Source organism: Vibrio sp. Vb1574, assembly GCF_033338675.1.
Genome location: NZ_JAWOTC010000024.1, coordinates 33,640 through 46,118 on the forward strand (window position 1 = coordinate 33,640; position 12,479 = coordinate 46,118).

Here is a 12,479-nt window from a genome sequence, read left to right on the forward strand (position 1 = left end):
TACTAATCACCCTCAGTCTGTCCCAGCTTTTAGGTCTTTTAAACGCGCACCAGTTAAAAATAGAACCACTAGGTAAACTACGGCTCCTAAACCGATCAACATCCCTAGCACCGCGCTTCGGTGAGCAAAGCTCCAGCCCAGCCATACTGACATATCTTCCAGTTGCCATAAGATTGCCGCCACCATCGCCGCGCCAGCAATAGCTAAACGTATAATAAAGAAGACGGTTCGCTTAGTGATTTGGTATACCTCTGCGATGTGCAGGCCACGATACAGCAGTGCCATATTCACAAATGCCGATAGTGCCGTCGCGATAGCCAAGCCAACGTAGCCATAGAAGTACGCAAAAATTGCATTAAATACCATGTTGGTCACCATCGCAATGATGCCGTATTTCACTGGCGTTTTAGTGTCTTGACGCGAGTAATAACCCGGAGCGAGCACTTTAATCAGCATAAAGTTCAACAAGCCTGAAGCGTAAGCAAAGAGTGACAATGATGCTTGATGTACGTCTTGTGGCGAAAACTCACCTCGCATGAATAACACCATCAACATAGGTTTTGCCAGTACCATCAAACCAAGCATTGCAGGAAGGCCAAGTAAGATCACCATGCGCACCCCCCAGTCCATGGTTTGTGCGAATCCTTCATTTTGTGCGTCAACATGTTTGCGTGATAATGCTGGTAAAATCACCGTTGCAATAGCAATACCAAACAGACCTAACGGGAATTCCAACAAGCGATCTGAATAGTACAACCAACTGATCGAACCGGTTTGCAGAAAGCTGGCAATAAAAGTATCAAACAACAAGTTGATTTGGCTTACCGACACACCGAACAAAGCAGGAATCATTAAGGTTCGGATCTTCACCACGCCCGGATCGCGCCAGCCCCATTTCGGCTTAACCATAACCCCCGCTTTAATAAGGAAAGGGATTTGAAATAAGAACTGAACCAAACCACCAAGGAAAACACCGATGGCAAGACCAATCTCTGGCTGTGGCATCTGCGGCGAGATAAACCATGCTGCCAAAATGATCATCACATTGAGGAAGACAGGAGTAAACGAAGAAACCGCAAACTTACCTAGTGTATTGAGAATGGCTCCCGATAGGGCAACAAAAGTGATGAACCATAAATAAGGAAAGGTAATCTTGAGCATCACGCTAGCAAGTTCGAACTTCTCAGCCGCGGGACCACCATGCATCCAGTCTAGGAACCAACCAAAACCAAACAGTGCAGTCACCACTCCGGAACCTAGAACACCTAAGATGGTAACAATTGAGACTATCACCCCTAATGTACCCGCCGCACGAGCAATGAGCTCCCGAGTTTTATCCATGTCGCCTTGAGCATGGCTTTCCGTTAAAACAGGTACAAACGCTTGGGAAAAAGCACCTTCAGCAAACAAACGTCGTAAAAAATTAGGAATTTTATTGGCGAAGAAAAAGACGTCTGCGCTTGCTCCTGCCCCCATTAAATTTGCCACTACAACATCACGAACTAGGCCAAGAACGCGGGAAATAAATGTCATAGCACTGACGATCATGCCAGACTTGAGTAGTCGTTTACTCACTGTAACCTCGGAATATCACCATAAGACAGCTAACCCTATACTGTTTCTCTGACAGGTGCTGTAAATAGACGTCAAAAATCTATCCGCGGGTTGTAAGGAATAAGTGTGCCTTTCGCGGATAATTATTAGCATTGGTATAAAAATGCTGTTAGAATCCCCGCCATCTTAACCGCGATAACCTCTCTTACCAAAATTTGTTTTGGCTTAGATCGGTTTTTGCACAAATCATTTGACATTTAAGCGCAAATGAGGGATATTCCTCGCCCTTAAATTGTCACAGAACTAAGTTTTTGGGAGTTAGACCCTTGGCAAATAGTAAATCTGCTAAGAAGCGCGCTATCCAAGCTGAGAAACGTCGTCAGCACAATGCTAGCCGTCGCTCAATGATGCGTACTTACATGAAGAAAACTGTTGCTGCTATCGAAGCAGGCGACAAAGAAGCTGCAACTGCTGCATTCGCTGTAGTTACACCTATCCTAGACCGCATGGCAACTAAAGGCCTTATTCACAAGAATAAAGCAGCTCGCCATAAGTCTCGTTTCGCTGCACAAATCAAAGCTCTTTAATAGAGTCCTGATTTTACAGTGAAGAAAAAACCGACCTTGTGTCGGTTTTTTTATATCTACAAAATTTTCTTAATAAAAAAAGCTGGCAATGCCAGCTTTTCTTTTTCTGAATGTCCCATTTAAAGACATCAGCTTATTCATTACCCATATAACGCTCAAACTAGAAAGCACTAATAAAACACTTGAGAACAAAGCAAATTGGTCGATGAGTAGTACCCTATCATCAAAAGTTTAACGCCACTCTCAAATATTCCAACAAGTCAGATTCACACTCTAAGATGAGCAGTATATTAGGACTATTTAATTAATGTTGAGCACTCTCAGCACAATAAAGACTATGCAGTGTTTTTATTAACGCTTTCACTTCATCACTCTTTAATGTGTAGTACACCGTTTGTGCTTCTTTCCTTGTCGTGACTAACTCATCACGGCGAAGCCAAGCAAGATGCTGAGATAATGCCGACTGGCTTAGCTCTAACTTTGCACACAGCTCTCCCACGGACAGCTCTTGGTTATGCAGCATACAAAGGATTTGTAGGCGTCTCTCGTTTGCCATCGCTTTGAGCAACACGACGGCTTTTGCGGAGTTCTGCTCCATTTCTTGTAGATTCATGTGTTGGACCTCTAGCTACAACTTACTTATTCCAACCCTGGCCAGCTTGTTGTGTTGCACTGATTTATATATCTAAGAAAATCAAGATACACTTCCAGAGTCTTCATTATTAGAACCTCTAATTTAGTTGTTAGTGATACACCAATATTATCCACCAAGGATTTTAATTGGTGCGCCATCAATAATTAATAGTTTTGCTCACTAAAACAAGTATCTTGCTTACTTAGATATTATTTAGAATTATATTTTTATTGATAGTAATCTATTTATTTACGCAACGATACGGGTTTACTCAAACATTTGACTGAAATCAGCATCACAAACATTTTTTACCGCGGGGTGTTGGATCATTCGTTCCGCAAAAATCACGTAGTACTCTTCTTTTAGCCCATCGACATGGCCAATTAGCTGTAAATTTCGGTCGTCTTCAATCTCCGACATGTATACGGTCGGTGCCAAGAAAATCACATCATCGTGGTACCGAGCAAAAGCTTTCATCAACGCAACATCATCAAACTCCCCCAGCACATTGGGTTGAAGACCTTGACGATCAAACCATTGAATAACTTTACGCCCCATAGCCGTTCGGCTCGCGGGAATCAGAAGTTTTTTTTGTTCCAAGATCTCAGGGAATCGCACATTTTCAATTTCAGAAGAAGCAAAAAAGCTCATGCTACTTTCACCTAACTTTTTGCTATAAAGGCCAGGACTTTGAGTAGAATCAACGGGACAATCCGAAAGGATCATATCTAGCTTGTGCTGAGAAAGGCGTTCAAGTAGCAGTTCGTGGGTCGATTCATAACAGCGTAAATGAATACTGTTATCTTCCGGGACGGTCGTCATCAGTACTTTACTGACCAAGCGTTTAGATAATGCATCGGCTACACCAACTTCAAATAGAATGTTCGAGTGCTGGCTGTAATTGACGATATCTAACATCTCATAGCTCAAACCGAACATCCGGTCGGCGTACTTAAACACAAGCTGACCTAACTCAGTGGGCTCAACTGTACGACCATTGCGCTTGGTTAACTTTCCTTTCATGCGCTCTTCAAGCGCTTTAATCTGTCCTGTCACGGTTTGCGGTGTCAGGAAGAGCGCGTCAGCCGCCTTAGTTACAGAGCCCTGTTTGCACACCATCCAGAAATAATAGAGATGGTTGTAGTTTAGATGTGACATGATCGAGTCCCGAAAAGAAAGTGATACTTTTTATACCAAATGTGACAGAGACAAACAATAAACTCGACAAAACCATACAATACCTTACAAAAGCATAAGTTTTACCGAAAGTATAAAGTCAACACTGTCATAAAAGTTGAACTGAGGCGCATTTTCTCTACAAAAAAAACGCAAAAACCAAACAAAACTAAATCAAAATTTAACCATTAAAATCAATAAGTTAAAAATTAATTTTCTTCCTCTTTTACGCCATTATCAAAAAGAACAATAAAAATCTCTCACAGCAAGAAATCTGTAATATTACTGAAATATTTGTTCTCTAACATCGCCCGCAGATTCAACTACAGACCGAAAAATGAACTGAAAGGTCAACGGAGAAAATTATGATGAACCAAGCTACTTCAACAGTGGCACCAATTTCGAGCACAGCTCGTTGGTTACGCTGGGCTAACTTGGCATTCATGTTATATCTGCTTCTTCTAGCAGTATCTATGGTTGGTAGTGGCTTTAAATGGGCAACTGGCGATCAAGCTAAGGTGCTATTTGAATTTGCCGCACACCCAGTTGCAGGTCTAATGATCGGCTTGGTGGCAACAGCCTTAATTCAGTCTTCAAGTACTGTAACGTCTATTATTGTAGGCTTGGTTGCAGGTGGCTTACCTGTAGAAACCGCTATCCCTATGGTGATGGGTGCTAACATTGGTACCACAGTGACCAATACGCTTGTGTCTCTTGGCCACGTGCGCTGTAAAGAAGAGTTCAAACGTGCATTTGCAAGTGCAACCATTCATGACTTCTTCAACTTGCTTGCTGTCGCTATTTTCCTTCCGTTGGAAATGATGTTCGGCATTTTAGAGAAAGTTTCTCACTGGCTTGTTTCTCCACTGCTTGCTACTGGTGATATGAGCATTAAAGGCTTCAACTTTATTAAACCAATTACAAAGCCAGTCGTAGGCGCAATTAAAGAGCCACTCTCTACCTTCGGTGATACTGTTGGCGGCGTCATGCTTATTGCTTTGGGTATTGCGACTATCTTCGTTGCAATCACAGTGATGGGTAAATTGATGAAGAGCCTAATGGTTGGTCGCGCACGTGAAATTTTGAAAAACGCCATCGGTCGTGGTCCTATTCACGGCATCGTATCAGGCTCAATCGTGACCGTTCTAGTACAATCTTCCTCAACCACGACAAGTTTAATGGTTCCGTTGGTTGGTACTGGCGTGTTGAAAGTACGAGATATCTACCCTTTCACTCTGGGTGCTAACATTGGTACTTGTATTACGGCACTACTAGCAGCGACAGCGGTGTCTGGAGAGTTCGCAGTATTCGCACTACAAATCGCTCTAGTCCACTTAGTATTTAACATCATGGCGACGCTGTTTATCTTTGGAATTCCATTCCTACGTGAGATTCCGGTTAAAGGCGCTGAGATGATTTCTGAAATGGCTATTAAGAATAAAGCAGTTGTTGGTGGTTACCTAATGTCAGTATTCGTTATTCTACCAGGTGCAATTCTAGCCCTAACAACGTAACAACAACGACATACCATCGCTTATTGTTTAGGCTCCACATCGTGGAGCCTTTTTTATGATAATTAAACTGTTCAAATCGATTGTCCGGTGATAATTTGAGCCACATCAGCATGCTTATGCTGAGCTATCTCATTTGGAGTCGACAACATGACGCAGCTTAATGACGCTATTTCTGATCAGCTACTCGCAATAGACGAAAACCTAACCCAACTGGTTGCTGATATTGATATCCTCAGTAGCGTGAATCCTCTTAATTATGCTCAAGAAAGAGAACGTTTCATTAAAAACAAATATTCTCAAGAGCCTAATTTTCAATATTCAATTACTAACGTAGATACCCACAGCGCAAAGCGACGTCTATATGAGCTACCTCTAGAAAACATTCAAGACACCCAACTGCAGAGGCTGTACGCGGATGTAATTCAGTCTTATGCAGATAAACTGGATCAAGTGAATACCATCGGCACGCAAGAGTTTCTTTATAACTCCTTACGCTATTATGGGGAACCGAGCGCCAAAGATATTGCCAACGCCCATTTCATATTGCACCTTCCTACAGAAGAAGAAAAAGAACCTCAGCACGATAGCCGTGCAATAGCACGTTTCATGCAAAATTTTGCTCTACGCAATGGGTATGAATGTGAAATACAGGTGTTGGACGGGATGTTAGCAAACGCACTAGTTTCAGGATCTCGAGTCAAAATTAACCACGCGGCGTACATCACCACTGATGAGCTGGAGGCTCTTGCACATCATGAAATGGGAGTACATCTCCTGACTACGCTTAACGGTCGTCAACAACCGCTAAAAGTCCTGAGCTTAGGTTGCCCTGCCAATACCAACACTCAAGAAGGGCTGGCTATATTATGTGAGTATCTGTCAGGACATTTCAGTATCAAGCGCCTAAGAACCTTAGCCTTACGAGTTCTGGCAGTAGAGTCGATGATCAAGGATCGCGATTTCCGCCATACGTTCATGCTATTAAAAGAACAGTATAAAGCTTCTGATCTTCAAGCATTTACAACGACTGCCCGAGTCTATCGAGGTGGAGGTTTAACGAAGGATTACTTGTATCTTAGAGGATTCCGAGAGGTGCTCAATGCCTATGATAAATTGGGCGATGACTTTTCACTATTGTTGTGCGGGAAAACAGAGCTGAAGTACTTTGAGCTTATCCGTTCATTAGTGAGTAAAGAAATATTCACTCAACCTAAGTTTATTAGCCCGGCACTGTCCACACCGATGCAGACCAACCCAATTCACCGTTATATTGTCAGTGCACTAAAATAATACCTTCTAAGTACAAAAAAGAAAAAAGCTCCATTCGGAGCTTTTTCTATATCTTGAAGAACGATACTCGTTACACTGAGAATGGGTAACGAATAGGATCGTGATGCTCGTACCCTTCAACCCAAAAGTCATCCAGTGTGACCCATGTTTCCAAATCTTCTAGAGATTTAATCTCTGGGTTGATATGGAACGTCGGCGCTTTTAATGGCTCACGTTTCAACTGAACATCGCGCATCAGTTCAAGCTGATCTTCATAAATGTGAGCATTCACAATCTTATGAAATGCCTGACCAGGTTTCTTGCCCGTAATTTGCGCCATAATCACCAAGAACACGTAAACTTGAACCATATTGAAGTTTAAGCCAAGCGGTACATCACACGAACGCTGAGTACTATTCAGGTAAAGCGTATCATCCAGCAATGAAAAATGGTGACTGTACATACAAGGACGCAAGCACCCCATGTGGAACTCACCCGGATTGTAGAAGTTCAAGATTTCACCGCGGTCATCAACACCACGCGTTAAGTCATCCACTATCTTACGTAGCTGGTCAACATGACCACCATCAGGTTTCGCCCAGGCGCGCCCTTGAACCCCATAGACACGGCCCATGTCGTCTTCACCTTTACGGTATGGGTTATTCAACCAGGCATCATTTAGGTTGGCATTGGCATCCCAGGTTTTCGTGCCCAGCTTACGAAAATCTTCCGCATTATCGTAACCACGAATATACCCTAATAGCTCTGCAACGGCCGCTTTCCAAAAACTTTTACGTGTGGTGACCAACGGAAATTGATTGTTCGCAACATCGTAGGTTAAATCCGCGTTGATTACGGTCAGGCAGCGCTTGCCTGTACGCTCATTTTCAACCCAAACACCTTGGTCAACGATGCGTTGACACAAATCTAAATACTGTTTCACACCAATACCTTACTTCGTCTTTTGTGGTAATTCGTCTTTGTAATGACCACGTTTGTATGCCCAAACCATCATGAGGACACCGATAACCACCATTGGCAGGGATAAAATCTGTCCCATGGAAATAAAGCCACCGAATAAACCCAAATGAGCGTCTGGTTCGCGCACGTATTCTACTAGGAAACGGAAGGTTCCGTAACCCGCAAGAAAGAGTCCTGAAACAGAACCTAGAGGACGAGGTTTCTTGATGAACCAATTCAAAATGAAGAAAAGGACGATACCTTCAAGCGCCATTTCATAAAGCTGTGATGGATGACGTGGCAGTGGACCGCCATTTGGGAAAACGATCGCCCAAGGCACATCCGTTACTCGGCCCCACAACTCGCTGTTCATGAAGTTACCTAAACGCCCCATACCCAAACCAAATGGCACAAGCGGCGCGATAAAGTCAGCAACACCGAAGAAAGTTCGCCCGTTTTTGTGTGCATACCAGAACATCGCAGTAATCACACCCAGTAAGCCCCCGTGGAAAGACATACCACCGGTCCACACTTTAAATAGATACAAAGGGTCAGCCAGGAAGAGCTCAAAATTGTAGAAAAGCACGTAGCCTACACGGCCACCAATCACCACGCCAAGGAAGCCTGCGAACAACAAATCAGAAACCTGCTCTCGTGTCCAACCACTTCCAGGCTTATCCGCACGTCGGTTCGCTAACCATAGAGCAAACATAAAGCCAACAAGGTACATCAAACCGTACCAACGAACCGAAACAGGACCAATAGAGATTAAAACCGGATCAATATTGGGAAATTCAATATATCCCTGAGACATAAATCATTCTCTTCTTATCACAACAAAATAAATATACCCAAGTAACCTCTAGATGCTTGGTTCAGCGAGAATGACTTGGGTACAAACTTAGAGCAGCATGGTCGCTGCAACAAACATTAAGAACACCGCGAATATCTTTTTTAATACCGCAGTTGGAAGGTTAGTTGCGAGCTTCGCACCCACTTTTGTTGTGAGCATCGAGGCCATAGCAATCGCTAATAAAGCGGGAAGATAAACATAGCCAATACTGTATGAAGGTAAGCCTTCCACTTTATAGCCATGTAAGATGAAGCCGATCATACCAGAAATAGCAATCACGCAACCACAAACGGAGGATGAGCCCACCGCTTTACGCATCTCTATCCCATGTTTATTTAAAAATGGTACCGACAGTGAGCCACCACCAATACCAGCAAGGCTTGATACGACACCAATTCCCGTGCCGTAAACTACAGTCACAGGGCTGCTCGGCATAGGTTTACTGCTCGTAACTTTAATGGAACGAAACATTTGTACTGACAGGCAAAGAACAATGACACCAAACACTTTCGGCAAATAGTGTGTAGGGATCCACTCAGCAATATTGGCACCAACAAAGCCACCAATGACCACACCAGGCATCAACCATTTTACGACAAACATATCGACATTGCCGAGCTTAAGGTGATTCATCGCCGATGAGCCAGACGTGACAATAATACTCGCTAACGAAGTGGCTAAGGCCATGTGCATACTCATTTCTGGAGAGATCCCAGCAAGAGGAAGCAAATACAACAAGGCAGGAACAACAATCAAACCACCACCGATACCGAGTAACCCCGCCATCACACCCACAAAAGCGCCTAGCGCCAACAATAACAAAAATAAAGAGACGGTCACGATTTCCTACTTTTTACCTGCACGGATAAAGCCCGCAAAGCCCTGTTGAATGAAGAAGTCATGCATCATTTGATGAATGTCCTCCCCATAGGATTTTGTCATTGCTTGCTCCGCTAATTTTTCTAATTCTTCTTGTTGACTATGACGAATCAAATATTTCACCTTAGCCACGTTGGAGGTGTTCATACTCAAACTGGTATACCCTAACCCAAGTAAGAGAAGAGCGCCAAATGGATCACCCGCTAGCTCACCACAAATACACACGGGCACCTGATATTTATCACACACCTCATGGATTTGCTTAAGCGCTAACAGTACCGCAGGATGCATAGATTCATAGACATCCGCTACGCGCGAATTGTTCCTATCTACCGCTAATAAATACTGAGTTAAATCGTTTGTCCCGACAGAAACAAAATCAACACGGTGAGCAATCGTTGGCAACAGATACACCATCGATGGTACTTCAATCATGACCCCAATTTGTGGGAATTGAATTCTATCATCAAGCAAAACGGCTTCGCTGTGAGCTTGATTAATCAAGCTAATGGCATCGTCTAGCTCTTTTACCCCTGACACCATTGGCAATAAGATACTTAAGTTTCCGCTTTCTGCACTCGCTCTTAACATTGCACGCAGCTGGATCAAGAAAATGTCTGGATGATCCAATGTAAAACGAATGCCACGCCAGCCTAGAAACGGATTATCTTCTTCGATGGGCAAATACGGCAAAGGTTTGTCACCACCAATATCCAAAGTACGCATCACTACTCGTTGATTCGGATAGCTGTTAAGTATTGCTTGGTATTGATGATACTGCTCATCTTCCGAAGGAAAGTGATGCTGAAGTAAAAATGCAATCTCAGTTCGGTACAACCCAACACCATCAACACCTGTGTTGATGGCAATATTACTGTCTGCACTGAGTCCCGCATTCAGCATAATTTCGATATGGTGATTATCTTGCGTAACCGCAGGGAGTGCGAGGTCCTTGTTTACCATGGCAAACAGTTCAGACTCTTCGCTTACTAAGCTGCGATACTCTCGCAACAACTGGCGGTTTGGCTCTAAGAAGATCTCACCCGTATAGCCGTCGACTATCCCGAGTTTGCCATTCACCACATCCGGATTAATGTTGGCGCCCATGACTGCAGGGACCCCAAGAGCTCGAGATAAAATGGCAGCGTGAGAGTTTGCGCCTCCCTCTAATGATACGACGGCTAACAAAAACTCTTTAGGTACAGAAGCGAGCAAGGTGGCAGTGAGTTCGTTCGCCACCAAAATAATGGGACGATCAATTGCAGAATTTTCTTGCTCACTGTTGTGCAGAAAATAGAGCAGCCTTTGCCCTAACTCTCGGATATCTTGCGCTCTTTCACGCATGTATACATCCGACATTCTTGCAAATCGATTCGAGTATGACTCTACAACTTGGCGTAACGCCCAGTCTGCCCTATCTCCTTTTTCAATCTGCTTCTTCAAATCACCGCGAAGCATCGGATCATTCAGTAAGTGAGTAAACAGATCGAAGATCGCCAGCGCATCTTTGTTGATTTCACTGTCCAGCTTTTTCCGCATACGGCGAAAGTCATTTAACGCTCGCTCTATGGCCACCAGTAATGTCTCGTGCTCGCGTTCCTTATCTAACGTGGACGAAGGGAAAACATCCGATAAACTCGGCTGGGTATTGTCGAACCAAAACTCTCCAATCGCGACACCAGTAGACGCAGGCAAACCTTTTAATACCGTGGGTTTAGATGCTAACTGCCAATGCCCAAGATTCTGCGCATGTGCAATGAGCACCGCTAACTGAGCGGATAAGGTAACAAGAAACGATTCTTCCATTTCACTAAACAAGCGCGGCGTTTTTTGTTGGATCACCAACACACCTAAAACTTGTTTACGATGAATGATTGGAGTAGCTAAAAAAGAGTGGTAAATCTGTTCGCCGAGTTGAGGAAAGAATTTGAACTCGGGGTGTTTTGAGGCTTCGGCAAGGTTAAGGGGTTCAGCGCTTCGTTTTACCAACCCAACCAAGCCTTCATTGAAGTTGATATGAATACTATCACCTTCAAAAATAAGGCCTTGAGTTGCCATTAACTCAAGGCGCTGCATTTCTTCATTAGCAAGATAGATAGTACAGCACTCAGTACTAAGGGCAGCACAAGTCTCTTTCACCAATATATCGAGTGCCAGATGCACATCATCGACCCTGGAGACTTTCTCAACTATTTCCCTTAGCTGACTGAGCATGATTATCCTCTACGTTGCTTTTTTCTTTTCCCTTTCGCTTTTCTCTCTCGAAAAGGCATGGCTAAGGATGCAAATTCTTTCATCGCTCGTCGATAAACATCTCGCTTGAAAGAAACAACTTGCCTAACTGGATACCAGTAACTTACCCAGCGCCAACCATCAAATTCAGGGGATTTTCCGCGTTGCATATTAATGCGAGACTCATCGCATTCTAATCTCAGCAGAAACCATTTCTGTTTTTGGCCGATACAAACAGGCTTGGAGTCCCAACGCACCAATCGCTTTGGTAGCTTATATCTTAACCAATGACGACTTGTTGCAATGATCTTAACGTCTTTTTTCGTTAAACCGACTTCTTCGTATAACTCCCTGAACATGGCTTGTTCAGGGGTTTCACCTTCGTCAATCCCACCTTGTGGAAATTGCCATGAGTGTTGCCCGTATCGTTTAGCCCAGAAGACCTGACCATGGTTATTACATATCACAATACCAACATTAAGTCGGTAACCATCGCCATCTATCACTGGCTAACCTCTATGAATAAATTTTTTATTACCGTGATTTTTCCACATATCCCCATTACTAGCAAACTTACTGATGTGATATGAGCAAGATTTATTACCTTTTCACCATTTTTGGATATCTTTTAATCAAACCATACCTTATCAACACAAGAGTGAGACATTGCCCACATTTATTCACCTTTTCTGTGAATAACTTTGTGAAGAATTCAATTCAAATGAGTAATTCAGTTCAATCCCATCAAAAGCAAAACAGATGAAGAAACAAAAAAACAAACATAAAACATTGATAAAAAAGTATTTATTTTTAAAAACAAC

General features: G+C 43.3%; 11 protein-coding genes. 3 read left to right on the plus strand and 8 right to left on the minus strand.

Features of this window, described 5'->3' with window-relative positions; translation table 11 throughout:
* Positions 1–12 precede the first annotated feature (12 nt).
* Complete coding sequence (gene murJ, locus R7O12_RS15175) at positions 13–1,575, minus strand: murein biosynthesis integral membrane protein MurJ (RefSeq protein ID WP_005385957.1); 1,563 nt, start codon at positions 1,573–1,575, stop codon at positions 13–15.
* 305 nt (positions 1,576–1,880) lie between these two features.
* Between murJ and rpsT the strand changes: the two genes are divergently transcribed.
* The gene (gene rpsT / locus R7O12_RS15180) at positions 1,881–2,141 is read left to right on the plus strand and encodes a 30S ribosomal protein S20 (protein ID WP_005381938.1); all 261 of its coding nucleotides are present in this window, start codon (positions 1,881–1,883) and stop codon (positions 2,139–2,141) included.
* A gap of 304 nt (positions 2,142–2,445) precedes the next feature.
* Here rpsT and R7O12_RS15185 read toward each other — a convergent pair whose 3' ends face one another.
* Together R7O12_RS15185 and nhaR are read right to left on the minus strand one after the other, a co-directional pair.
* The gene (locus tag R7O12_RS15185; RefSeq protein WP_005381940.1) at positions 2,446–2,754 is read right to left on the minus strand and encodes an ArsR/SmtB family transcription factor; all 309 of its coding nucleotides are present in this window, start codon (positions 2,752–2,754) and stop codon (positions 2,446–2,448) included.
* Between the two features lie 288 nt (positions 2,755–3,042).
* Positions 3,043–3,933 carry a transcriptional activator NhaR gene (nhaR, locus tag R7O12_RS15190; RefSeq protein WP_005381942.1) on the minus strand — a complete coding sequence of 297 codons (891 nt, stop codon included), beginning with the start codon at positions 3,931–3,933 and terminating at the stop codon, positions 3,043–3,045.
* Between the two features lie 386 nt (positions 3,934–4,319).
* Here nhaR and R7O12_RS15195 point away from each other — a divergent pair, with 386 nt between their 5' ends.
* Both R7O12_RS15195 and R7O12_RS15200 read left to right on the plus strand, forming a co-directional pair.
* Positions 4,320–5,465, plus strand: a complete 1,146-nt coding sequence (locus R7O12_RS15195) for a Na/Pi symporter (RefSeq protein WP_025768431.1) — start codon at positions 4,320–4,322, stop codon at positions 5,463–5,465.
* 147 nt (positions 5,466–5,612) lie between these two features.
* Positions 5,613–6,755, plus strand: a complete 1,143-nt coding sequence (locus tag R7O12_RS15200) for a flavohemoglobin expression-modulating QEGLA motif protein (RefSeq protein ID WP_262635009.1) — start codon at positions 5,613–5,615, stop codon at positions 6,753–6,755.
* Positions 6,756–6,825: 70 nt separating this feature from the next.
* Here the strand turns inward: R7O12_RS15200 and R7O12_RS15205 are convergent, their stop codons facing one another.
* The 5 genes from R7O12_RS15205 to rppH form a co-directional block, all read right to left on the minus strand.
* On the minus strand, positions 6,826–7,677 hold the full coding sequence (locus tag R7O12_RS15205) for a thymidylate synthase (protein WP_025768429.1): 852 nt from the start codon (positions 7,675–7,677) through the stop codon (positions 6,826–6,828).
* A 9-nt stretch (positions 7,678–7,686) separates the two neighbouring features.
* Positions 7,687–8,508, minus strand: coding sequence for a prolipoprotein diacylglyceryl transferase (gene lgt, locus R7O12_RS15210; protein ID WP_005381948.1), 822 nt, complete (start codon positions 8,506–8,508; stop codon positions 7,687–7,689).
* An 87-nt stretch (positions 8,509–8,595) separates the two neighbouring features.
* On the minus strand, positions 8,596–9,387 hold the full coding sequence (locus tag R7O12_RS15215; protein WP_005385965.1) for a sulfite exporter TauE/SafE family protein: 792 nt from the start codon (positions 9,385–9,387) through the stop codon (positions 8,596–8,598).
* A 6-nt stretch (positions 9,388–9,393) separates the two neighbouring features.
* Positions 9,394–11,640, minus strand: coding sequence for a phosphoenolpyruvate--protein phosphotransferase (ptsP, locus tag R7O12_RS15220; protein WP_005385966.1), 2,247 nt, complete (start codon positions 11,638–11,640; stop codon positions 9,394–9,396).
* Between the two features lie 2 nt (positions 11,641–11,642).
* Entirely contained in the window at positions 11,643–12,164 is a 522-nt protein-coding gene (gene rppH, locus R7O12_RS15225) for an RNA pyrophosphohydrolase (RefSeq protein ID WP_005381953.1), read from the minus strand.
* Between the last annotated feature and the right edge of the window lie 315 nt (positions 12,165–12,479).